Source organism: Aeromonas sp. S15(2024) (assembly GCF_041402265.1).
Lineage (GTDB): Bacteria > Pseudomonadota > Gammaproteobacteria > Enterobacterales > Aeromonadaceae > Aeromonas > Aeromonas dhakensis.
In genome coordinates this window covers 535,171-558,640 of record NZ_JBGLQY010000003.1, presented here as the reverse complement: position 1 = coordinate 558,640, position 23,470 = coordinate 535,171, and the positions used below count along the sequence as shown (strand labels likewise).

Here is a 23,470-nt window from a genome sequence, read left to right as displayed (position 1 = left end):
GGCCCCGTCGCAAGACAGGGCCTTTTGCTTATCAGGGGCCGGATTGTCACCTCGCGGTGGCCGCCCTCAGCCTGATTGCTCAGGCCAGCTTCAACATCGGCATCTGTTCGCGGCTGTCGCAATGCGCGAGATGCACCCGGCTGGTCAGGCGGGTGAGCAGCTCGTAGGGGATGGTGCCTATCTTCTCGGCTACCTGCTCCACCGGCAACCCTTCTCCCCACAGGGTAACGGCATCCCCCACCTTGTCGCTGGCCGCCGGGCCCAGATCGACGGTGATCATGTCCATGGAGACCCGACCCACGATGGGCACCCGACGGCCATTGATCAGCATGGGGGTCCCTTCGGGAGCCATGCGCGGGTAGCCATCGCCATATCCCGCCGCCACCACGCCGAGGGTGGTGTCCCGATTCGCCACCCAGTGACCCCCATAGCCGACTGCCTCGCCCTGCAGGCAGGCGCGGGTGGCGATGAGCTGGCTCTTGAGGGTCATGACCGGACGCAGGTCGTGGTCGGCGGCGAGCTGGCCGGTAAAGGGGGAGGCGCCGTAGAGCATGAGGCCGGGGCGGATCCAGTCACCGCGCGAGGCCGGCCAGGCGAGGATGCCGGCGGAGTTGGCCATGGCCCGCTCGCCCGGCAGATGGGCAGAGAGGCGGTTGAACTCCTCGATCTGCAGCAGAGTGGCCTGGGTATCCTGCTCATCGGACTGGCTGAAGTGGGTCATCAGCTGGAACGGTTGCACCACGTTGTGGCAATGACTCAGCCGCTCGATAAAGGCGGGCAGCTCCTCGGCGCGCAGGCCGAGCCGGTTCATCCCGGTATCGAGCTTGAGCCACACCTTGATGGGGGCGGGCAGAGCGGTCTGCTCGAGCAGCGCCAACTGCTCCCAGGTATGCAGGGTGGTCTGCAGATCGTGTTTGGCCAGCAGCGGCAGCGCCTCGGCACTGAAGAAGCCCCCCAGCACCAGAATGGGCTTGGTGATGGCGTTGGCACGCAGCACCAGTGCCTCCTCGACCCTGGCCACGGCATAGGCATCGGCCTGGGCGAGGGCATGGGCCACCGGCAGCAGCCCGTGACCATAGGCATTGGCCTTGAGTACCGCGATGATCTTGCTGTGGGGGGCGTGGCGGCGTGCCACGGCAAAATTGTGCTGAAGTGCATCGAGATCGATGCTGGCCGTAACTGTGTTCATCATGGGGTCGGGTGTCTGCTCGATGAGAAGTTGGCTGCTGGTCTCAATCCTGATCCGGTGATCCAAGCGGCTGCGACGGGCAAACGGGGGGTCACCGAACCATGTTGTTTTATATGCTTTAAATTGTGAAAAGATGTTATCAGTTGTTTTTTGGTTGGTAAATTATGTGGCGAATGGGAATGTGAAAATGGGCAAAATACGGGATATTACTCTGTATAAATTCGCCTGCCGACGCTTTCTCTGGCTCCCTATCGGGCAATATTTATCACTGGTTTTGCCCCTTAAAACGGAAGGGGGATCGCGCCTTTTTCGCACATTGCTGGCGGTTTTTTGCACCGGCTGCGCGCAGACTGGGTTGCCGACCCCTGGCAAAGGTGCGGGCAGGCGCATGGCAGAGGAGAAAAGCAGGCTGCCAGATCCATGGGAGGTGTAAGGTGGCACTGCCGGATGAAGAGGGCACCCCGTCGAGCCGGTGAGTGGTGTACGCCACCAAGAAGGCTGGTGGCCGGTTTGGTGGCGCACGCGGCCGGGGGAGGCAGATCATCCGTGGCCAGGGATGGTGAGGCATGAATATGGGTCGGTTAATTAATCAGGCGGCGAAAATCAGCCTTGAACAGCAGGGTGAGTTATTTCTTAAAAGCTGATAATAAATATCGTTCGTGCGTCCATTCCACTTGTTTACATACACTCATACAAATATAAAGGTATATATTATCAACCACTTTTGGCGAGGTGAAATAGCCTATGGCTGGTAACATAAAGATCCTGTCAAATAGTGTGACAACGCTTTCATTCTGATTATTTAACATCACAAATTAACGGGTAATTTAAATGGTGTTAATTCTTTAAAATGCAAAAATACCCCCTAGTGGGTATTTTTGCATCTTCACAAGGGTTTTGTAAGTATATGCCGCATATGAAGTTTTTAAATTAATTGTGATGAGTTTCTATTTGAGTAATGTCCCGTCACTTGATGGAGATCAACACAATGTCTGGGGGGAGTACTTAGCATTTCCGCTATTAAGCATTTGTCAAACAATGCTCACTACGGGAATAAAAAGAATGGTCGAGGATACTTTTTTATCGGCTCATGGAATTAATCGCCGTGACTTTATGAAATTGTGCGCCGGGATGGCTGCAACCCTTGGATTAAGCCAAAACGCCGTGGCCAAGATGGCTACCGCGCTCACCAGCCCCGAGCGGCCACCGGTGATCTGGATCGGCGCGCAGGAGTGTACCGGCTGTACCGAGTCGCTGCTGCGCGCCACCCACCCCAACATCGAGAACCTGATCCTCAACACCATTTCGCTGGAGTACCACGAGGTGCTCTCGGCGGCCTTCGGTCATCAGGCCGAAGAGAACAAGCACAACGCCATGGAACGCTACAAGGGCAGGTATGTGCTGGTGGTGGATGGCTCCATCCCGCTTAAAGATGGCGGCATCTACTGCATGGTGGCCGGTGAACCCATCGTCGACCATATTCGCCGCGCGTCCAGTGACGCGGCCGCCGTTATCGCCATCGGATCCTGCGCCGCCTGGGGCGGAGTGCCCGCCAGCGGCGGCAACCCCACCGGCGCCGTCAGCCTGGAAGAGGCCCTCGGCAACCTCGGCACACCGATTATCAATATCCCGGGCTGCCCGCCCAACCCCCACAACTTCCTCACCACGGTCGCCTACTACATCACCTACGGCAAGCTGCCGGCGCTCGATGCCAGGAAGCGGCCGTTGTTTGCCTATGAACGGCTCATCCACGAAAACTGCGAGCGCCGCCCGCACTTCGACGCCGGCCGCTTTGCCAAGGAGTTTGGCGACGAGGGCCACCGTCAGGGCTGGTGTCTCTATCACCTGGGCTGCAAGGGGCCGGAGACCTACGGCAACTGCTCGACCCTGGAGTTCTGCGACGTGGGGGGCGGCATCTGGCCGGTGGGCATCGGCCACCCCTGCTACGGCTGCAACGAGCAGGGAGTGGGTTTTAGCAAGGGGATCTTCCAGCTCGCCAAGGTGGAGAATCCCACTCCGCGGGTGAACAAGCCCGACGTGGCCATCCAGGAGGGAGGACACATGTCGCCCACCGCCACCGGCCTTATTGGTGGGGCGCTCGGGGTGCTGGTCGGGGTGAGTCTGATGACGGTGCGCGAGCTCGGTCGCCAGCAGAAGCGCCATGAAGCCGGGCAGCACACCTCACGGGAGGAGTGACCGTGAACAGACGCAACTTCCTCAAATTTGCCTCCGTCGGTGCGCTGGCGGCGGGCACCACCGTCTCCGGCACTGCCTTGGCGGCGGCCGAGAACAAGCCGCCGATCCCCGGGTCGCTCGGTATGTTATATGACTCCACCCTCTGCATCGGCTGCCAGGCCTGCGTGGCGGAGTGTCAGCGGCTCAACGGCAACCCGGCCAATCCCGCCGGGGAAGCGACCTGGTCCAACAACGACAAGCTGAGCCCCTACACCAACAACATCATTCAGGTGTGGAAGAGCGGCACGGGTGAGCACAAGGATCAGCTGGTGGATGGCTATGCCTACATCAAGAAGCAGTGCATGCACTGTGTCGATCCCAACTGCGTTTCCGTCTGCCCGGTGCAGGCGCTGACCAAGGATCCCAGGACCGGTATCGTCCATTACGACCCGGACGTCTGCACCGGCTGCCGTTACTGCATGGTGGGCTGCCCGTTCGACGTGCCCAAATATGACTACGACAACCCGTTCGGGGCGATCCACAAGTGCGAGCTCTGCAACCAGAAGGGGCTTGAGCGCATCGATCAGGGCAAATTGCCCGGCTGTGTCGAGGTGTGCCCCACCGGCGCCGTCATCTTCGGCACCCGCGAGGCGCTGATGGCCGAGGCCAAGCGCCGGCTGCTGGCCACCCCGGGCAGCGAATATGCCTACCCGCGCCAGACCTTCAGCGCCAACGATCCCTACCTGCATGAGGTGCCCAACTACCAGCCTTACGTCTATGGCGAGAAGGAGGGGGGCGGTACCCAGGTGCTGGTGCTGGCCGGGGTGCCCTACACCAAGCTCGACATGCCTGACTTGCCGGAGCTCTCCTCCGGTGCCCGCTCCGAGCACATCCAGCACACCCTCTACAAGGGGATGGTGCTGCCGCTGGTGGTGCTGACCGGGCTGTCGGTGCTCATTCGCCGCAACACCAAGGACCATCAGGATGGCGACGATCATGACTCGCACGCGGGCCATGACAAGCAATCGGGAGGCAAAACCCATGAGTAATCACAAGGCACATCCGCTGGGGGGCAGGCTGGTCAGCTGGCCGGTCATGGTGCTGGCGCCGTTCGTTATCCTGTGCGGCATGTTGATCCTCAAACGCCTCATCTTCGGGCTGGGCTCGGTCACCGATCTCAACGGCGGCTACCCCTGGGGGCTCTGGATCTCGTTCGATCTGCTGATCGGCACCGGTTTCGCCTGCGGCGGCTGGGCGCTGGCCTGGGCGGTCTACGTCTTCAACCGGGGCGAGTATCACCCCCTGGTGCGACCGGCCCTGCTGGCGAGCCTGTTCGGCTATTCCCTGGGCGGCCTCTCCATCACCATCGACGTCGGCCGTTACTGGAACCTGCCCTACTTCTACATTCCGGGTTTCTTCAACACCTCCTCGGTGCTGTTCGAGACGGCGGTCTGCATGACCATCTACATCGGGGTGATGGCGCTGGAGTTTGCCCCCGTGCTCTTGGAGAAGTTCGGCTGGAAGGCCTCCATGGCGCGGCTCAACAAGATCATGTTCTTCATCCTGGCACTGGGGGCCCTGCTGCCCACCATGCACCAATCCTCCATGGGATCCCTGATGATAGTGGCGGGGCAGAAGATCCATCCGCTCTGGCAAAGCTACGAGCTGCTGCCGGTCTTTTCGCTTCTGACCGCCTTCATCATGGGCTTCTCCATCGTGGTGTTTGAAGGCTCCCTGGTGCAGGCGGGACTGGCGGGGCGCGGCCCCAATGAGAAGTCGCTCTTCTACAAGCTGACCCAGGTGATCGACATCTTCCTGATCCTGTTCGTGGCGCTGCGCTTTGCCGAGATCGTCATCAACGACAAGTCGGAGTACCTCTCCCAGTGGAATCGCTACGCCTTGATGTTCTGGAGCGAGATCGCGCTGATGATCTTCCCGCTGCTGGTGTTCCACTGGGACAAGAGCCGCCGCGATTCGCGCATGTTGTTCCTGGGGGCCCTCAGCATGCTGCTGGGCGCCGCCCTCTGGCGACTGGACTACTCCCTGCTCGCCTTCAACCCCGGCAATGGCTACCACTACTTCCCCTCCGCGGCGGAAGTGCTGATCTCCCTGGGCTTCGTCGCCATCGAGGTGTGTGCCTATTTGCTGCTGATCCGGCTGCTGCCGGTACTGCCATCACTTGAACGTGTTCACCAAGATTATCAGGCCCGAGGGAAAGCCAACGTATGAGCCAACGTATCACCATAGACCCCATCACCCGCATCGAGGGTCACCTGCGTATCGACTGTGAAATCGAAGGCGGCGTCGTCACCAAGGCCTGGTCGTCCGGCACCATGTGGCGCGGGATGGAGGAGATCGTCAAGGGCAACGACCCGCGCGATGCCTGGATGATAGTGCAGCGCATCTGCGGGGTGTGCACCTCCATTCACGCCATCGCCTCGGTGCGGGCGGTGGAGAACGCCATCGGCGCCAAGGTGCCGGTCAACGCCCAGTACATCCGTAACCTGATCATTGCGGCCCACAACATCCACGATCACATCGTCCACTTCTATCAGCTCTCCGCACTGGACTGGGTGGATATCACCGCGGCCCTGCAGGCCAACCCGCAGAAGGCGGCGGACATGCTCAAGGGGGTATCGACCTGGTCCCTCAACAGCGCCGAGGAGCTCTCCAAGGTGCAGGACAAGATCCGCGCCCTGGTGGCGAGCGGCCAGCTCGGCATCTTTGCGAACGGCTACTGGGGCCACAAGGCGATGAAACTGAGCCCGGAGGTGAACCTCATCGCCGTGGCCCACTACCTGCAGGCACTGGAGTGCCAGCGCGATGCCAACCGCATCGTCGCCATCCTCGGCGGCAAGACTCCCCACATCCAGAACCTGGCGGTGGGCGGTGTGGCCAACCCCATCAACCTGGATGCGCCGAGCGTGCTCAACCTCGAGCGCCTCATGTATGTGAAGAGCTTCATCGATCGGCTCGGCGAGTTTATCGAGCAGGTCTACAAGGTGGATGCCGCCATCATAGCCGCCCACTACCCCGAGTGGCTGAACCTGGGGCAGGGGGCCAGGCACTACCTGAGCGTGCCTGAGCTCCCCACCGACGGTGACGGCGGCAGCTTCCTGATGCCGGGTGGCTACATCGAGAACGGCGATCTGGCCGGCTATCGCCCCATCGAGAGCCATCAGGATGCCTGGTTGATGGACGGCATCGCCGAGAGCAACAAGCACGCCTGGTACAAGGATGACGAACCCCTCAAGCCCTGGGAGGGCAAGACCGAGCCCAACTACACCGGCTGGCAGGATGACGGCAAGTACTCCTGGGTCAAATCCCCCACCTTCTACGGCAAGGTGGTGGAGGTGGGGCCGCTCGCAGACTTGCTGGTCAAGCTGGCCGCCAAGCACCCGGAGACGGTGGCACACTTCGATCAGCTGAACGGCCTCTACAAGGCGCTGACCGGTTCGGCCATCAAGACCGAACAGCTGCACTCCACCCTGGGCCGCATCATAGGCCGGGCGGTACGCTGCTGTGTGCTGAAAGACACCCTGTCTCATCAGTGGAAGGCGCTGGTGGACAACATCGGCAAGGGGGATACAACCGCCTACATCAAGACCGAGATCCCGGCGGACAAAGAGTTTCGCGGGGTGGGCTTTGAAGAGGCGCCGCGTGGCATGCTCTCCCACTGGGTAGTCATCAAGGGCGGCAAGATCGAGAACTATCAGGCGGTGGTGCCGTCGACCTGGAACTCGGGCCCACGCAACTTCAACGACGAGCCCGGCCCCTACGAGCAATCCCTGGTGGGCACCCCGGTAGCCGACCCCGCCAAGCCGCTGGAGGTGGTGCGCACCATCCACTCGTTCGACCCCTGCATGTCCTGCGCGGTGCACGTGGTGGACACCCAGAGCGGTGAAACGACTCAGGTGAAGGTGCTGTGATGAACACCCTGATCCTGGGCGTGGGCAACCTGCTGTTGAGCGATGAGGCGATCGGAGTGCGTATCGTCGAGGCGTTGGAGCGCGACTACCGCTTCGCCCCCGGCATCGAGCTGCTCGACGGCGGCACCGCCGGCATGGAGCTGCTCGAAGCCATGGCCAGTCGCGACCACATCATACTGGCGGACGCGGTGCGCAGCGGCAATCCGCCGGGTACCGTGGTGACCCTGAAGGATGAGGAGATCCCGACCCTGTTCGGTCGCAAGATCTCTCCCCATCAGCTGGGGCTGGCGGACGTGCTCTCGGCGCTTCACATGACGGGGGAATCCCCCAGGCGGCTCACCCTGATCGGCGTCGAACCCGAATCCCTCGAACCCCGCATCGGCCTCACCCCTGTGGTGGAGGCGGCGCTGGGGGAGGCGACAGATCGGATATTGACTCTGCTGGCCAGCCTGGGGGCTCCAGCCATCCCGCTCTCCGAGCAGGAAAAGGCCGAGCGAGCGCGGGAGGGCGTATGGCGCAATCCATTGTGAATGAGGTAGTGAACAAGACAGTGAACGAAGCCGCGAAAGAGCCGGCGCAGGAGTTTGCCGGTTTTGCCACCAATCCCGCGCCGCTGCTGGTAGCCCAGTACGAGCGGATCGCGCAGCAAGAGATGCAGGCCCTGCCGTTCTATCACCCGGCCATGCCCATAGTCGCCGAGTGCACCCTGTTTGAAGGGCAGTGGCTCGGCTGCGTGCTCACCCCTTGGATGCTGAGCGTGGTGGTGCTGCCGGGGCCCGAGCAACTCTGGCCGGTACGCAGCAGCAGCGCTCGGCTCGCCCTGCAGCTCCCCTGCGGCAACCTGACCTTTATGGTGGGGGCATTGCCCGAGACGGGGCAGTTGCTGGCCTGCTCGCTCATGTCCCCCATCGACCCGCATCTGGGGGCCGACGAGGGGCGAGCGTTGGTGGGCAGCACCCTCAAGATGTTGCTTTCGCTTCCGGTGCAGCAGGGGGAGGGCGGCGTGAACTTGAGCCGGCGTCGCCTGTTCAGCGGCCGGCGTGGCGACCCTGTGGGCGACACCCAGCGCTAGGTCTCATCTGCAATCAGGTTTAGAATAGGGGCCGTTTTGGCCCCTCACTCGCTTCTGTCGTGCCCCTGTTTTTTGGGTAGTGAGTGGTAAAACGAACAAGGGATCTTATGACCATTCAATGCTTTGGCTGCCATTCAGGCAGCAACGCCGGCCGCCGCAAAGGCCTCTCTGTCACGGCGGCCGCCTTGCTGGCCCTGCTCTCGGGCGGTTTCTCTTTCGCCGCGCTGGCTGCCCAGCCCGTCCCCGCCGAACTCAAGCTCGCCATTGGCAGTGAGCCCACCGAAGGGTTTGACCCTCTGCTCGGCTGGAGCCACGGCAGCTACCTGCTGCTGCACAGCCCGCTGCTCAAACAAAACGCCGACCTCAGCTGGCAAAACCTGCTCACCCAAGCAGTGACCCCGAACCAGGATGGCAAGGGGTGGCTTATCCGCCTCAAGCCGGATTTGAAGTTCTCCAACGGCGCGCCGCTCACCGCCGAAGACGTCGCCTTTACCTACAACAGCGCAGCCCAGGGCGGCGGCAAGATCGACATGGGCAACTTTGTCTCGGCCAAGGTGCTCTCACCTACCGAGGTTGCCATATCTTTAAGCGCCCCCCAGAGTACCTTCGTCAACGTGCTGGGATCGCTCGGGATAGTGTCGAAGCGGGATTACGACGCAAAAGCTTACGCCCGCCATCCCGTCGGCGCCGGCCCTTACCGGCTGGTGAGCTTCCTGCCCGGCCAGCAGCTGGTGGTAGAGGCCAACCCCCATTACGCCGGCGGCAGCAATGACTTCAAGCGGCTGGTGTTTGTCTTTATCGATGAAGAGAGCGCCTATGCCGCCGCCCAGAGCAGCCAGCTCGACCTGGTGCGCATCGCCCCGTCGCTGGCGCCTACCGTACCCGACGCCCTCAAGCTGTGGGTGCGGCCAAGCGTGGAGAACCGCGGCATCGTCTTCCCAATTCCTCCTTCGGGTAAAAAAGATGCCAAGGGTTATCCCATCGGCAACGACGTGACCTCGGACGTGGCGGTGCGCCGCGCCATCAACTACGCCATCGACCGCAAGCTGCTGGCCGATCAACTGCTGGAAGGACACGCCATTCCCGCCTACAGCGCGGTAGAAGGCCTGCCTTGGCTGAACAAGGCGACCGCCTTCAAGGATGGCGATGCGGCTCACGCCAACGCCCTGCTCGATGAGGCAGGCTGGCAGATGGGCAACGACGGCATTCGCCACAAGGGCTCCCGGCGCGCTGCCTTTACCCTCTGGTACACCAGTGGCGACAGCACCCGCCGGGATCTGGCGGAAGCGGTGCGGGCCATGCTGGGGCCCATCGGTCTTGAGGTGAGCCTCAAGTCCGGCAGCTGGGAGCAGGTGGAGCGCGAGATGCACGCCAATCCGGTGCTGATGGGGTGGGGGAGCTTGGATCCCATGGAGCTCTATCACCATTACCAGAGCGGTTCCGCCGGCGTGGAGTTCTACAACCCGGGCTATTACCAGAATCCGGTGGTGGATGGCCACCTCAAGCAGGCGCTGGATGCCCCGAACTGGCAGGCGGCCGTGCCGTTCTGGCAGCAGGTGGAGTGGGATGGCAAGCGTGGCGCCGGGGTTCAGGGGGATGCCGCCTGGGCCTGGCTGCTCAATGTGCAGCACACATATCTGGCCAACCGCTGCATCGATCTTGGCAAGGGGGCGCCGGAAATTCACGGTAGCTGGTCGCTGCTCAACAACCTGCAGGATTGGCGGTGGACGTGCCGCTAAGTTCGTCCACCATGATGACTGCAACACTGAAAGCCCTGCTGCGACTGGCAGGGCTGCTCTGTCTGGTCTCTGTTGCCACCTTTGTGCTGCTGAGCTACTCCCCCATCGATCCCATCAAGGCCTATATCGGCAATGATCTGCTCCATGTGCCGCCCGAGCAGTATGCCCGCATCGCCGCCCGCTGGGGGCTGGATCAGCCGCTCTGGCTGCGTTACTGGCACTGGTTCACCCAGGTGCTGCAAGGGGATCTCGGTTACTCCATGCTCTACAACGCGCCGGTGAGCGAGGTCATTGGCCAGCGCTTTGCTGCCTCCTTCCTGCTGCTGGCGGGCGCCTGGCTGCTCTCCGGCTTTTTCGGGATTTTGCTGGGGCTCTGCGCCGGTCGCTATCTCAACCGCGGGCCCGATCGCCTTATCTGCCGCTTTGCCTACCTGCTCGCCTCCTTGCCCACCTTCTGGGTCGGCCTGTTGCTGCTGGCGCTATTTGCGGTGCACTGGCCTTGGCTTCCGGTCTGCTGCGCCTGGACGCCGGGGCTCGCTGCCGATGAGGTGGACTGGCTGATGCGGTTGCGTCATCTGTTGCTGCCGGTGACCACCCTGGCGCTGCTGGGGCTTGGCAATATCGCCCTGCACACCCGGGAGCGGGTGGCCGAGGTGCTGGCGAGCGATTTTATTCGCTACGCCCGCGCCCAGGGGGATGGGGGCTGGCCCATGCTGCGCTTTCACGTGCTGCGCCACGCCCTGACCCCGGCGATCTGCCTGCAGTTTGCCTCGCTGGGTGAGCTTATCGGTGGATCGCTCTTGGCAGAGAAGGTTTTCTCCTATCCGGGGCTCGGCCAGGCCACCGTGGATGCGGGGTTGAGAGGGGATATCCCCCTGCTGATGGGAATCGTGCTCTTCTGCACCCTGCTGGTCTTTTTGGGCAACATGGCGGCGCGGGTACTGCTGGCCCGCATCAACCGCGGCTGGGAGGGTGTGCATGCTGTTTAATCCGCTCCCCTCCTTGCTGCGTCTTGGCTTTGCGCTGATCTGCCTGCTGCTGCTGGCCAGCTATGGCTGGAGCCTCTCTCATCAGGATGTGCCGATGGATCTGCTGGCGCGCCAGCAGCCCCCCTCGCTGACCCACTGGTTCGGCACCGATCAGATGGGACGGGATCTCTGGTTGCGGGCCTTTCAGGGCACCCTCACCAGTCTGGAGCTTGGCATCAGCACGGCGCTCTGCAGTGGCCTGCTGGCCATGGTGGCGGCAAGCGTGTCGCTCATTCACCCCAGATGTGATGCGGCGGTGCGAATGGTGATCGACGCCATGCTGGCGCTGCCCCATATGCTGCTGTTGATCCTGATCTGCTTTACCGCAGGGGGCGGCATGCGCGGAGTGATCCTGGCGGTGGCACTGACCCACTGGCCCAAGTTGGCACTCATTCTTTGCGCAGAAGCGCGGCGGATCGCCTGCAGCGACTATGTGGTGCTGGCCCGCTGTCAGGGGATGGGGGCGCTGCGTCGCTGGCGCACCCACTTGCTGCCGGGGCTGTTGCCCCAGTGGTTTATCGGCACCTTGCTGATGTTTCCCCATGCGGTGCTGCACAGCGCGGCGCTCAGTTTTTTGGGATTCGGTCTGGCGGCCCACGAGGCCTCGCTGGGTCTGCTGCTGGCCGATGCCCTGCGTTATCTGGCAGGCGGCGGCTGGTGGCTGGCCCTCTTCCCCGGGCTGATGCTGCTGACGTTGGTCCTGCTGTTTGATCAGGCTACCCGAGCATTGCAACAACTCTGGTTTGGGGGTGAACCATGCTGAGTTTTGACCAGGTGACCATAGAGGCGGCTCACTACTCCTGGCTGGGGCGGCGCAGCTGGCGGCCGCTGTTGACCGATATCAGCCTGCAACTGGCGCCCGGCGAAATCGTGGCGCTGGTGGGGGGGAGCGGCGAGGGCAAGAGCCTGCTGCTGCAAAGCGCTCTGACATTGCTGCCGGACAATCTGCGGATGCGCGGCACCATCTCCCTCGATGGTGTGCCCCTGTGTGATGCCAGCCGGGCCCGTCTGCGCGGCCACACCCTCTGCTATGTGCCGCAGGGGGTGAGTGCCCTCAATCCGTTGCTGACGGTGGAGCGTCAGTTGGGCCGTGCGGCGCGCCTCTGCGGCCAGAGCGGTTCTCGCGAGCGGCTCGGCCAGCAGCTGCTGCGCTACCAGTTGCCCGCGACCACCCTGGACAGCTATCCGCGCCAGCTCTCCGGCGGCATGGCCAAGCGCATTCTGGCCTGCACCGCGGCCCTTGGCGGCGCCCGCTACATTCTGGCGGACGAGATCACCGCCTGGCTCGACGAGGGGCTGGCCTGCCAGCTGCTCAGCCAGTTGCGTGAATTGGCCAATCAGGACAGCGGTATCCTCTGGGTCACCCACGATCTGGCGCTGGCGGCCCGCTTTGCCGATCGCATCGTGGCGCTGCATCAGGGCCAGGTGAGCGACACCTTGAGCTGTCACCATCTGCGCCAGGGACAGGGGAGCGAGATGCTCAGAGCCCACTGGCAGGCGCTGCCGGAGTTCAATGCACTCTTCTCTGTGCCGGAGGTTTCCTGATGTTTGAAGTACGAAATCTCACCATCGCCCAGGGGGAACGCCCCCTCTGGCAGGGGTTATCGCTGACGGTGAAAGCGGGGGAGCGGCTCGGCATCTCTGCGCCTAGCGGTTATGGTAAAACCACGCTGGGGCGGGTATTGGCCGGTTGGCAACCGATTGGGACTGGCGGGCAGATCCTGCTGGATGGGCAGCCTGTGCCTGAACAGGGAAAAGGTTATAACCCCATCCAGCTGGTACCCCAGCACCCGGAACTCACCTTCAATCCCTATCGCACCACCGGGCAGGCGCTGTGGGATGTATGGCGCCCCGATGACGCCATGCTGGCCCGCTTTATGGTCAAACCCGAGTGGCTTGCTCGTAAACCCGGTCAGCTCTCCGGCGGCGAGCTGGCCCGTATCGCGCTGCTGCGCGCCCTCGATCCCCGCACCCGTCTGCTGATTGCCGACGAGGTGACCGCCCAGCTGGATCCGCAAATCCAGCGTCAACTCTGGCGGGAGTTGATGATGGAGTGCGAGCAGCGCGGGCTTGGCATGCTTGTCTTCAGTCACCAGCAGGCGCTGCTGCGCCAGATCTGTCATCGGGTGCTGCGCTTTGGTGAGATGCAGCCCGTGACTGGTGTATTGGCTGAAAATGCGGCCTGAGGGTTAGTTCCCCCTCATCCCCAGCCCTTCTCCCGCAAGGGGAGAAGGGGGCAGACGGTGCCATCTCACCCGCCCGGAGTTAGGGTTTGGAAAAATTCGGGGTTTGAAAATATGGCTGGTTGTTATGCTCGAAGCCTCCCTGAGGGGGTTGAGGGAGTCGTATTGTTGCAGCATATTGCCTGTATCCACGAATAGGTTCCCTTTTCCATGTTGAGACGGGAACGGAATGCGGCATCCATGAACCGGTTCCCTCTCCCTGGGGAGAGGGCTAGGGTGAGGGGGCGCGAGGATGAAACACTGGCCATTCTGTACAGAGAGAATCGTTGGCAAAGCGCGCAGATAAAAGTGAGGGAGGCATCAGCCTCCCTCTCTTGTTTTCTACCGTTATCAGCGGCATTTAACCGGTTCTGGTTCAGGCCGTGGCCAGCCAGTTGAGCCAGGCATCCATCCCTTCACCCGTGGTGGCGCTGACCTGGATCACCTGAATATAGGGGTTGACCCGTTTGGCGTTCTCGATGCAGCGGGCCACGTCAAAGCTGACGTAGGGCAGCAGATCGATCTTGTTGATCACCATCAGCTGGGCGGCGGCGAACATGTCCGGGTATTTCAGCGGCTTCTCTTCCCCCTCGGTGACAGAGAGGATCGCCACCTTGTACTTCTCGCCGAGATCGAAGCTGGCGGGGCAGACCAGATTGCCCACGTTCTCGATAAAGAGGATGCCCCCGGGATTGGCGGGCAGCTGGTGGCAGGCATCGTGAACCATCTTGGCGTCCAGATGGCAGCCCTTGCCGGTGTTGATCTGCACGGCAGGAACGCCTGTGGCACGGATGCGATCCGCATCGGCGCTGGTCTGCTGATCCCCTTCGATTACCGCGCAAGGGCGCTTGTCGGCCAGCAGGCGCAGGGTTTCGCACAGCAAGGTGGTTTTGCCTGAACCCGGGCTAGATACCAGATTGAGCACCAGCTGGTCTGCGGTTGTGAAGTGTTCGCGGTTGTGGGCCGCCAGCGCGTTGTTTTTGGCCAGCACATCCATCTCGATGGCGATCAGCTGGCGCTGCCCCATGCCGGGCACCGACAATCCCGCTCCCCCCTTGCCGTAGTGAAGATCACCCTGATGATGGTCATGGCTGTGGTCATGGGGATGCACGTGGGAATGCCCGTGGTCATGAGAGTGGGCATGTTCATGATGATGGTCGTGGGGGTGATTATGTCCCTCATGGCTTATGGGAGCCCGCACCACGTGGTAGTGGTGATGGACATCCCCCTGATGGTGATAGTGGTGGTGAATGATCAGGGTGCGCGGCGCACTCTGCTCATGGCCATGATGGTGCTGGGCGTCATGAGCATGATGATGGTCGTGTTCATGACCATGTTCATGGTGATGTTCATGTTCGTGATGATGCTCATGATCGTGCTCATGGCCGGCGATCCGCGCCTGGCCGCATCCGCATACGCTACACATATCAACTTACCTCGATGTCGGTGATGCGCAGGCTGTTCCCTTGCGCGACTCGTAATTTGCATCCGCCACACTCGGGACAGGCCTGCCCGCGCTCGGTGAGGGTGACCGTCTGGTTGCAGTCGTAACACCAGGCCTCTGCCGCCTGGTGCTGAAAGTGCAGCTGGGCGCCTTGGGCCACGGTGCCCTTGGCGGCAGCCTCGAAACAGAAGGCAATGGTGTCCGGGTCGACGCAGGAGAAGCTGCCGACCTCGAGCCAGAGGGCGGTCACCCTGGTAAAGCCCCGCTGGGTGGCCTGCTCGGCCGCCAGATCGATGGCGGCCATGGCCAGAGACATTTCGTGCATGGTGGCTCCTTAACCGATATGGGGAGGAGCAGTGACTCCTCCCTGTAATTGACGGAACGGCATGGTTGCTCAACAGATCCGCGGCAGCAGCTCCCCCTGCGGCAGCTCCAGATAGCGGCGGCTTCCCCAGGGGTTGTTGAGGATCACCTTGTGGCGATCGCTCGCCTGCACAACGCCGATCTGGCTGGCGGCGGAGTTGAATTGCCTCAAGATGCCCAGCGCGTCCTGCGCCTGTTCGGCAGGCAGGGCCAGCACCATGGTTCCTTCATTGGCGAGATCATGGGGCTCGAAACCGTAGAGCTCGCACAGGCCGCGCACCGGATCGCACACCGGAATGGCAGACTCCTCCAGCTCGATGGCAACACCGGAGGCGCAGCTCCATTCGTTGAGCACGGCGGCAAGGCCACCGCGGGTGGCGTCGCGCAGGGCGTGCGGGGTAATGCCGGCCTGCAGGAGCGCTTCTACCTGCGGCCAGAGGGTGGTGCAGTCGCTCTTGAGATCAGATCCCAGTTGCAGGGCGTCGCGGGCCATCAGGATGCAGGCGCCGTGGCTGCCGATATCCCGCGATACCAGGATGGCGTCACCGGCCTTGAGGTTGCGTACCGAGATGCCCCGGCTCTGCTCAGGCAGCGGGAAGGTGCCGACCCCACTGGTGTTGATGAAGATCTTGTCGGCGGCTCCCTTGGGAACCACCTTGGTGTCGCCGCAGACGATGCGGGCGCCGCTCTTGGCAAGCTCTGCTGCCATCGACTCGACGATGCGGGCGAGATCGGCGTAGGGGAACCCCTCCTCGATAATAAAGCTGCAGCTCAAATACTCGGGCTTGGCCCCCATCATGGCGAGATCGTTGACCGTGCCGGCGATGGCCAGCTTGCCGATATCGCCCCCCTCGAAGAACAGCGGCGAGACGGTAAAGCTGTCGGTGGTAAAGGCGACGGGGCCCTCTACCGGCAGCAGGGCGGCATCTTCACCGCGCAGCAGGATCTCGTTACCAAAGTGGCGAAAGAAGAGCTGATTGATCAGCTGGTTCATCTCGACGCCGCCACCACCGTGGCTAAGTTGGATTTCTCTCATCGTTCCTGGATCCCCATATATCGGTAGTAGGCATTGCAGGCCCCCTCGGAGCTGACCATGCAACTGCCCATGGGCTGGGTCGGGGTGCAGCCCCGGCCAAAGACCTTGCACTGATTCGGTTTGGCCAGGCCGCGCAGGATATCGGCGCACTGGCATGCCTTGTGGTCATCGATGGGAGTCTGATTGAGTTGAAAGTGGTGCTCCGCATCGCGTTTGGCAAAGGCATCGCGCAGGCGCAGGGCGGAGGCGTTGATATCGCCCAGACCTCGCCAGCGAAAGTGCTCGCGGGTCTCGAAAAAGCGCTCGACCAGCCGCTGGGCGGCTTTATTGCCACTGGCGGTGACGGCGCGGCTGTACTGCACCTCCAGCGCGTAGCGACCCTCCACCTTCTGGCGCACCATCATCAAGAGCGCCTCCATCACATCCACCGGCTCGAAGCCGCTCACCACCACCGGCACCTGATAGCGATCGACTATAGGCAGGTAGATATCGGCGCCGGTGATGACGCTGACGTGGGAGGGGCCGATAAAGGCGTTCACCTTGGCCACCCCGTCGGCCATCACCGCATGAATGGCGGGGGGCACCAGCACATGGTTGATATGAAACAAGAGGTTCTCAATCCCTTGCTCTTCAGCGGCTGCCAGCAGCGCTGCTGTCATCGGGGTAGAGGTCTCGAAACCGATGGCGAAGAAGACCACGGTTTTGTCCGGGTTTTCTTTGGCGATACGCAGGGCGTCGAGGGGGTCATAGACGGGTCGGATATCGCTCCCCTTGGCGCGCTGTTGGGCCAATGTGCCTTTGGAGCCCGGCACCCGGATCATGTCCCCCAGGGTGACCAGAATGACGTTCGGTTGGCAAGCCAGCTCGATGGCCTGATCGATGCGCTCTTTGGGCATGATGCAGACCGGGCAGCCGGGGCCGTGGACAAACTCTATGCTGGCCGGCAGCAGCTGGTGCAGGCCGTACTTCATGATGGTATGGGTATGGCCGCCGCACACCTCCATCACCCGCAGCGGTTCGGGCAGATCGTTGGCCAGTTCGGTGATCTGGGCGGCGAGGGCGCGGATCACCTCGGGTTGGCGAAAGCCCTGAAACAGATCATTCAAGGTCAGCATGGCAAGATATCCTGCGCAGGGATAAGGGCCACCATCTGGCGGAAGCTCTCGAGGCTGGCCTGCGCCTCCGCTTCGTCAATCTTGCTCATCACAAAGCCGATATGGAGCAGCACATAGTCGCCCACCTGGAGGGGCTCTTCGAGCAGCATGCAGCTGACGCGCCGCTGCACCCCCAGGGTGTCGACGGTGACGCAGTTATCTTCGGGGTGCAGTTGCACCACCTGAGAGGGGATGGATAGACACATGAATTTCAGGACTCCGACAAGGTGGCACAACCGGTGGTGACAGGCTGATGCGTGGCAATATGATGGATGGCAAACCAGAGCTGACCGGCGGCGATGCCACCGTCATTGAGCGGCAGGGTTTCGCTGGTCAATACCTGCCGGCCGGCGGCTTCGAGAGCGGGCACCAGCTGGTCCATCAGCACCCGGTTTTGAAACACGCCGCCCCCCAGCGCCACCGGATAGCCGGGGAAGCGCTCGGCAAGGGCAACCACCAGATTGCTGATGGCGCGGATAAAACCGGCGGCCAGGCTGGCGGTGGGGGTGCCTTTGCGCCGCTCGCAGACAAGGGTATTGATGAGCTCGGCCCACTGGATCTGCAGTGGTCCCTCTGCTGATTGGCTGAGATCAAAGGCGAGGGGGAAGGGCTGTTCATCGGGGGTCAGCGTGAGGGCGGCCGCCTCCAGCAGGAGCCCGGCCTCGCCCTCGTAATCCGGGGTATCGATCACCCCCAAGAGCGCCGCCACCGCATCGAACAACCGACCGATGGAGCTGGTATGGGGGGCGTTGCGACCCAGCTGCCAGAGCTGGTACAGGTTGCTGCTCCGCTTAAGTGGCAGTTGCTTGATCAACGGAATATCGAGGGCGCTGATCTCTTCAGGACAGTGCGACTCGAACAGCAGCCCCAGCAACTGGCGCACCGGCTCGCGGATCGCCGCCTCGCCGCCGATCAGTTTGAAGGGTTTGAGGTGGGCAACGCGCTCGAAGCCCTTCACATCGGCCAGCAGCAGCTCGCCACCCCAGAGGGTGCCGTCATCGCCAAGGCCGGTGCCATCGAAGGCAACCCCCAGCACAGGGCCTGTGATGTTGTGCTCGGCCATCACTCCCAGCAGGTGGGCGTGATGGTGCTGTACCTCGAGGTGGGTTGCCCCCTGATCGCGGCTGTAGTCCCTGGCCCACTGATGGCTGAGATAGCCCGGGTGGCGATCCGAGACCAGAACTTCGGGTTTGAGATCGTAGAGATCGCGAAAGGTCGCCAGGGTCTGCTCGAAGTGGCCCTGCATCGGCAGGCTGTGCAGATCGCCGATATAGGGGCTGTAGATGCGCTGGCGGCCGAAGGCGAGCGCCAGCTGGTTCTTCTGCTGCGCCCCGACCGCCAAGAGCGGCACCCTGACCGCCTCTTTCAGGCTGGGGGTGCAGGGGGCATAGCCCCGGGCGAGCCGCAACGTCTGGCGTCGCCTGCCGGCCCACTGCACCAGACTGTCGTCGCAGGGGTGCAGGATGGGGCGGTTGTGATCCAGGATGCCGTCAATCTCGCCCCCGAGTTCCCTGACCACCGCCTCGCACTCGATAAGGATCGGGCTGCCGCGCCCATTGGCGCTGGTGGCCACCAGCGGCATGGCGCAGGCGTCCAGCAACAGCTGGTGGAGCGGGGTATAGGGGAGCATGACACCGAGGTAGGGGATACCGGGGGCTATCCCCTCGGCCAGCGGCGCGGCTGATTGTCTGGATTCTGAGAGCCAATCATCGTTAATGCGCTTGCGCAGCAAGGTGATGGGCCTGGCCTGAGAGGCGAGCAGTTGCCACTCGTCTTCGCTGCCGGTGACATGCAGTTTGGCCTCGGCAAGGGAGCCCATCATCACCGCCAGCGGCTTGCGCGCGCGCCGCTTGAGCTGGCGAAGCCGCGCCACAGCAGACTCACTGCGGGCATCACATATCAGGTGATACCCCCCCATTCCCTTGACCGCAATCAGAGCTCCCGCTTGCAGAGCGCTTGCTGCTGCTTGCAGCGCATCCTCGCGCTCGGCCAGGGCATCGCCGCGGCCGCTGCGCCAAATGAGGTGGGGCCCGCACTCGGGGCAGCTCACCGGCTGGGCGTGGTAGCGTCTGTCCAGCGGATTTTCATAGGCCGCCGCGCAGCGCGGGCACATGGCAAAGTCGGCCATGGCGGTGTGGGGGCGGTCGTAAGGGAGGCGGCGGATGATGGTGTAGCGCGGGCCGCAGTGGGTGCAGTTGGTAAAGGGGTAGCAGTGGTGGCGATCGTTGGGGTTGGCCACATCCCGGGCGCACGCCTCGCACATCCCCTGATCCGGCGAGATGGCCACCGTGGCGGCGCTCTGCTGCTGGCTGGCCTTGATATGAAAGGCTCCGTCGTAGTCGGGATTATCTTCTTGGGGCAGTTCCCGCTCGCTGAAATGATCGATGCGGCTAAGTGGCGGCGCCAGTTCCCGCAGTTCGCGGGCAAAGGCGGCGAGCTGCTCAGGCGATCCTTCGGCGCCGATAGTGACGCCATTGGAATCGTTCAACACATAACCGGCAAGGCCGTGGCGCAGCGCCAGCCCATAGACGAAGGGGCGAAAGCCGACCCCCTGCACGATACCATCGATATGAAATTCGCGGCGCAGCCGGCTGGCCACAGGATTGGGGGAGCAAGAGGGGGCGATGGTGGCGCTCATGCCGGCTCCATCTCATCTTGAGTGGCTGGCAGACGCAGCACCCGGCGTTCGTTCTCCTCGCGCCGCACCCAGCCATCCATCTCCATGCGCAGGCAGAACGGAATGGCGTATTTGCGCGACAAACCGGTGATCTCCTTGAAGGATGCCATGTCGATCAGATCTCCCACCTGCTGGCCCGCCAGCACGGCGGCGACCATCTGGTTGTAAAGGGCGGCGTCGTAGTAGATGGGGCCATCGAGCTGCACCAGATACTTGAGTCGCGCCAAGTTGCGCAGCTGCTTTTGCAAAGCGCCTTTTTGCTGCAAACCCTGCTGCAGGGCGGCGGGCAGTTTCTGGGTGATAAAGGGGTCCAGCGCCACGCCGCCGGGGCCCAGTTTACCGGGCTCGTAACCCTCCTTGCCTTGATCTCGCACCACCTTGAGCACCAGCAGCGCCTCTTCTCCCAGATCATCTTCCGACTCGCCGCTGCCCGGCTGCCACTTGTCATGGTGCAGGCGAACAAGCTGCTCGCTTTTGAGCTGCTGGAGCAGGGCCTGAGTGACCGGCAGGGCGATGCCAAAGCGGGTCGTGAGCTCGGCGGTGCTCAGCGGTTCGTTTGCCAGCGTTGCCAGCAGTTGATCGCGGCTCTGGGCCAGCCAGCAGCTATCCAGCAACCACTCACCGAGGGGGGTGACCTGCTCTGGCCGCTGATCAAAACGGCTGGCCAGCACATAGCCATTGAGCCCCAGCTGCAGGGTGGCGGGGTTGTAGTGCTCGAGCTCATCTGGCAGCTCGCCCAGCAGGGCGTGCAGAGCCTTGCGTCTGGCGGGGTGGATGTCACCGCACCAGACGATGCGGGCGCCGTGCAGTAGTTCGCTGCTGCCGTGGCGAATGATGGCAAGCGGCTGGCCGAAGAAGCAGGGAATGGGGCTGGTAAAGATCAGCCGTGCCAGCCGGGTATCCTTGATGGGCACGAAACGGGCCCGGCCATGCCAGCTGCCGAGGGCCACTTCGACCTCGCGGTTGCGCTGTTCCCGGATGCTGCCGCCGACCTCATTTAGCCGCACGATAAGGTGGGTGGCCGCCTCGCACTGGCCATCGGCGCGGGTCAGGCAGTGACCGCGGGCCACCTCTTTGTGGGGCACCTTTTTCAATCCCACGGCCACCCGGCAGACGGCGCCGATCTCATCGACGCTCTGGTGATAGGCCTGCAGGGAACGGATCTGCACCTCGCGGCCGGCGGGCTGGAGCAGGAGCTTGTCCCCCACCTTGAGGCTGCCCTGCTGCAGGGTGCCGGTAAGCACGGTACCGGTGCCGCTGGCGGTAAAGACCCGATCCACATAGAGGCGGGGTGGCGCCTCTTCACGATCGCGGCGGGGGGCGCCCTGTTCGAGGGCCGCGAGCGATGCTGGCAGATCGGCCAGCTGGCGCACGATGGCGGCGTGCAGGGCGTCGATATGCTCGCCGGTTTTGGCGCTGACGCTGACGATATCGGGCACCATGCCGCTCTCGTCCATCACCCGCTCCAGCAGGCTCTCTTCAAGGAGTTCCAGCTCGTCGGGCGTTACCAGATCGCACTTGTTGATGCAGACCAAGAGGCGCGGCACCCCCATCGCCTTGAGCAGGCGCAGGTGATCGCCAGTCATCGGCATCCACCCCTCGTCGGCGGCAATCACCAGCAACACCAGATCCAGACTCCAGAGCCCCGCCACCATATTGCGGATATAGCGCTCGTGGCCGGGCACGTCGATGACGCCTATGGTGTTGCCCTGACCGTCGTTAAAGTGGGCAAAGCCGAGATCCTGGGTCATGCCGATGGCCTGCTCATGGGCGCGGGCGGTGGTGATGCCGGTGAGAGCCTTGATAAGCAAGGTCTTGCCGTGATCCACGTGACCGGCAAGGCCGATAACGGCGCGATAGGAAGTCATGGGATCAAGGCTCCTGGCTCGCAGTGATCGGGGTGGGTAGCAGCAGTTGCTTAAGCTGGGCGATCAGCAGCTCCATGTCCTCGTCGAGCAGGGTGGCCATATTGAGCAGTACCTTCTGCTGGCGCACGGTGGCGATGACCGGTACTGGCAGTTCGCGCAAATCATCGAGCAACTGTTGGGCCGGACGCGGGTCGGTGCACTCCAGCGCAGGGGCTGGATAAAACTCGTCCGGCAAGGTGCCGCCGCCCACCACCAGCTGGGCGGGAACCGGCACAAAGCAGTCGGGCAGGGTGGCCATCAGCTGGGAGGCTCTGGCCTGCATGGCGGCCGGGTTGCTTAAAGTCCGTTGGGCGATACCCTCGCCGACGGGGGACTTGTTGAGCTTGTGGATGAGCAGGCGTTCCAGCAGGGAGTGGATGATGCGGCTCGAGCGGAAGGTGCGCATCATGGGGTGTTTTTCCAACCGCTTGATAAGGTCCGCACGGCCGCTGATGATGCCGCACTGAGGCCCGCCCATCAGCTTGTCGCCGGAGTAGCAGACCAGATCCGCCCCCGCCTTGATGTACTGGCGCACCGAGGTTTCGTCCGGTGCAAACTCCTCGGTGGTCAAGCCCGAGCCCTGATCCACTGCCAGCACCACCTGCTCGGGCAGGGCGCGGGCCAGCTCGCCGATGTCGGCGGATTCGGTAAAGCCGCGAATGGCGAAATTGGATCTGTGTACCATCAGCACCAGCGCGGTCTGATCGGTGATGGCATCGAGGTAGTCTTTGGCGGTAGTGATATTGGTGGTACCCACCTCCACCAGTTTGGCGCCGGAGAGCGCCAGAATGTCGGGAATGCGAAAGCCGCCGCCAATCTGGATCTGCTCACCGCGCGAGACGATCACCTCGCGCCCCTTGGCCACCTCCTGCAGCAACAGAAAGAGCGACGCGGCGTTGTTGTTGACCACCAGTGAATCCTCGGCCTGGGTGAGGCAACGGAGCAGAGGGGCGATCAGCCCCTTGCGCCCGCCGCGCTTGCCGGTGGCGAGATCCAGCTCCAGATTGTTGTAGCCGGTGTTGAGGTCGCGCACCTCGTCCCACAGTTCGCTACAGAGCGGCGAACGGCCCAGATTGGTATGCACCAGGGTGCCGGTGGCGTTGATCACCCGGGTCTGACGCTGGCGCAACTGCTGTCGGCAGCGTTTGGCAATCAGCGCCTCGATCTGCTCGGGGGCAACGCCGTGCTGGCGAAAATCCTCGCTCTGGCGCAGCTCGCTCAGGGTGTCGCGCACCGCCTGGGTCACCAGCGGGCGGCTCAGTTCATCAATAAAACCGGCGAGAAAGGGTTGCTGCAGCAGCTGTTCCACTTGTGGTAGGCGGCGCTGGTTTGCTTGAGTCGCGGCATAAGAGGCGCTGGGGGCGAGGGAGGATACGTCAGACGGAGTTGGCATGGGATGACCCGGGCTGTGCGTGGGAGTGACATGCACGCCGCCTTGCCGGGGAAGGCCGCTTCGACGCTGCTTATTTGCTGCTGTCCACCATTCATGAATTAATAAAAAAGGCGAATGGATAAATTAATTGTTGAGCAGAGTA

At 62.8% G+C, this 23,470-nt stretch carries 21 protein-coding genes; 12 read left to right on the top strand and 9 right to left on the bottom strand.

Features of this window, described 5'->3' with window-relative positions:
* Nucleotides 1-79 precede the first annotated feature (79 nt).
* Nucleotides 80-1,192, bottom strand: coding sequence for an alanine racemase (alr, locus tag ACB033_RS09740; RefSeq protein ID WP_193557961.1), 1,113 nt, complete (start codon nt 1,190-1,192; stop codon nt 80-82).
* A 1,059-nt stretch (nt 1,193-2,251) separates the two neighbouring features.
* Between alr and hybO the strand changes: the two genes are divergently transcribed.
* The 11 genes from hybO to ACB033_RS09685 all read left to right on the top strand — a co-directional run bounded on the left by hybO (nt 2,252) and on the right by ACB033_RS09685 (nt 13,318).
* Nucleotides 2,252-3,385 carry a hydrogenase 2 small subunit gene (hybO, locus tag ACB033_RS09735; RefSeq protein ID WP_139724679.1) on the top strand — a complete coding sequence of 378 codons (1,134 nt, stop codon included), beginning with the start codon at nt 2,252-2,254 and terminating at the stop codon, nt 3,383-3,385.
* Nucleotides 3,386-3,387: 2 nt separating this feature from the next.
* Nucleotides 3,388-4,413 (top strand): hydrogenase 2 operon protein HybA, encoded by a 1,026-nt coding sequence (hybA, locus tag ACB033_RS09730; protein WP_139724682.1) that lies wholly within the window; start codon nt 3,388-3,390, stop codon nt 4,411-4,413.
* A complete protein-coding gene (gene hybB / locus ACB033_RS09725; protein ID WP_139752756.1) occupies nt 4,406-5,593 on the top strand; it encodes a Ni/Fe-hydrogenase cytochrome b subunit in 1,188 nt (395 codons plus the stop codon). The genes hybA and hybB overlap by 8 nt, the downstream gene beginning before the upstream one ends.
* Nucleotides 5,590-7,293 (top strand): hydrogenase 2 large subunit, encoded by a 1,704-nt coding sequence (gene hybC, locus ACB033_RS09720; RefSeq protein ID WP_371140496.1) that lies wholly within the window; start codon nt 5,590-5,592, stop codon nt 7,291-7,293. Before hybB ends, hybC begins: the two co-directional genes overlap by 4 nt.
* Nucleotides 7,293-7,823 carry a HyaD/HybD family hydrogenase maturation endopeptidase gene (locus tag ACB033_RS09715; RefSeq protein ID WP_371140495.1) on the top strand — a complete coding sequence of 177 codons (531 nt, stop codon included), beginning with the start codon at nt 7,293-7,295 and terminating at the stop codon, nt 7,821-7,823. Before hybC ends, ACB033_RS09715 begins: the two co-directional genes overlap by 1 nt.
* Nucleotides 7,805-8,365 carry a hydrogenase-2 assembly chaperone gene (gene hybE, locus ACB033_RS09710; protein ID WP_117403299.1) on the top strand — a complete coding sequence of 187 codons (561 nt, stop codon included), beginning with the start codon at nt 7,805-7,807 and terminating at the stop codon, nt 8,363-8,365. The genes ACB033_RS09715 and hybE overlap by 19 nt, the downstream gene beginning before the upstream one ends.
* Nucleotides 8,366-8,472: 107 nt before the next feature.
* Complete coding sequence (locus tag ACB033_RS09705; protein WP_371140494.1) at nt 8,473-10,104, top strand: ABC transporter substrate-binding protein; 1,632 nt, start codon at nt 8,473-8,475, stop codon at nt 10,102-10,104.
* Nucleotides 10,089-11,093, top strand: coding sequence for an ABC transporter permease (locus tag ACB033_RS09700; RefSeq protein WP_371140493.1), 1,005 nt, complete (start codon nt 10,089-10,091; stop codon nt 11,091-11,093). The genes ACB033_RS09705 and ACB033_RS09700 overlap by 16 nt, the downstream gene beginning before the upstream one ends.
* Nucleotides 11,083-11,895 carry an ABC transporter permease gene (locus ACB033_RS09695; protein WP_371140492.1) on the top strand — a complete coding sequence of 271 codons (813 nt, stop codon included), beginning with the start codon at nt 11,083-11,085 and terminating at the stop codon, nt 11,893-11,895. Before ACB033_RS09700 ends, ACB033_RS09695 begins: the two co-directional genes overlap by 11 nt.
* On the top strand, nt 11,889-12,677 hold the full coding sequence (locus tag ACB033_RS09690) for an ATP-binding cassette domain-containing protein (RefSeq protein ID WP_371140491.1): 789 nt from the start codon (nt 11,889-11,891) through the stop codon (nt 12,675-12,677). Before ACB033_RS09695 ends, ACB033_RS09690 begins: the two co-directional genes overlap by 7 nt.
* Nucleotides 12,677-13,318, top strand: a complete 642-nt coding sequence (locus tag ACB033_RS09685; protein ID WP_371140490.1) for an ATP-binding cassette domain-containing protein — start codon at nt 12,677-12,679, stop codon at nt 13,316-13,318. Before ACB033_RS09690 ends, ACB033_RS09685 begins: the two co-directional genes overlap by 1 nt.
* 412 nt (nt 13,319-13,730) lie before the next feature.
* Here ACB033_RS09685 and hypB read toward each other — a convergent pair whose 3' ends face one another.
* The gene (hypB, locus tag ACB033_RS09680; RefSeq protein WP_371140508.1) at nt 13,731-14,543 is read right to left on the bottom strand and encodes a hydrogenase nickel incorporation protein HypB; all 813 of its coding nucleotides are present in this window, start codon (nt 14,541-14,543) and stop codon (nt 13,731-13,733) included.
* Here hypB and ACB033_RS09675 point away from each other — a divergent pair.
* Complete coding sequence (locus ACB033_RS09675) at nt 14,433-14,804, top strand: hypothetical protein (RefSeq protein WP_279613556.1); 372 nt, start codon at nt 14,433-14,435, stop codon at nt 14,802-14,804. The genes hypB and ACB033_RS09675 overlap by 111 nt on opposite strands.
* Here the strand turns inward: ACB033_RS09675 and hypA are convergent.
* The 7 genes from hypA to selA form a co-directional block, all read right to left on the bottom strand.
* Nucleotides 14,782-15,123 carry a hydrogenase maturation nickel metallochaperone HypA gene (gene hypA, locus ACB033_RS09670; protein WP_371140489.1) on the bottom strand — a complete coding sequence of 114 codons (342 nt, stop codon included), beginning with the start codon at nt 15,121-15,123 and terminating at the stop codon, nt 14,782-14,784. The two genes, ACB033_RS09675 and hypA, sit on opposite strands and share 23 nt — an antisense overlap.
* Nucleotides 15,124-15,192: 69 nt before the next feature.
* On the bottom strand, nt 15,193-16,197 hold the full coding sequence (gene hypE, locus ACB033_RS09665) for a hydrogenase expression/formation protein HypE (RefSeq protein ID WP_371140488.1): 1,005 nt from the start codon (nt 16,195-16,197) through the stop codon (nt 15,193-15,195).
* Nucleotides 16,194-17,312 carry a hydrogenase formation protein HypD gene (gene hypD, locus ACB033_RS09660; protein ID WP_244364188.1) on the bottom strand — a complete coding sequence of 373 codons (1,119 nt, stop codon included), beginning with the start codon at nt 17,310-17,312 and terminating at the stop codon, nt 16,194-16,196. The genes hypE and hypD overlap by 4 nt, the downstream gene beginning before the upstream one ends.
* The gene (locus ACB033_RS09655; protein WP_042008204.1) at nt 17,306-17,557 is read right to left on the bottom strand and encodes a HypC/HybG/HupF family hydrogenase formation chaperone; all 252 of its coding nucleotides are present in this window, start codon (nt 17,555-17,557) and stop codon (nt 17,306-17,308) included. Before ACB033_RS09655 ends, hypD begins: the two co-directional genes overlap by 7 nt.
* A gap of 5 nt (nt 17,558-17,562) precedes the next feature.
* The gene (gene hypF / locus ACB033_RS09650; protein WP_258117075.1) at nt 17,563-19,989 is read right to left on the bottom strand and encodes a carbamoyltransferase HypF; all 2,427 of its coding nucleotides are present in this window, start codon (nt 19,987-19,989) and stop codon (nt 17,563-17,565) included.
* Nucleotides 19,986-21,896 carry a selenocysteine-specific translation elongation factor gene (gene selB / locus ACB033_RS09645; RefSeq protein WP_258117074.1) on the bottom strand — a complete coding sequence of 637 codons (1,911 nt, stop codon included), beginning with the start codon at nt 21,894-21,896 and terminating at the stop codon, nt 19,986-19,988. Before selB ends, hypF begins: the two co-directional genes overlap by 4 nt.
* A 4-nt stretch (nt 21,897-21,900) precedes the next feature.
* Entirely contained in the window at nt 21,901-23,328 is a 1,428-nt protein-coding gene (gene selA, locus ACB033_RS09640; RefSeq protein ID WP_117403330.1) for an L-seryl-tRNA(Sec) selenium transferase, read from the bottom strand.
* Nucleotides 23,329-23,470: the final 142 nt, after the last annotated feature.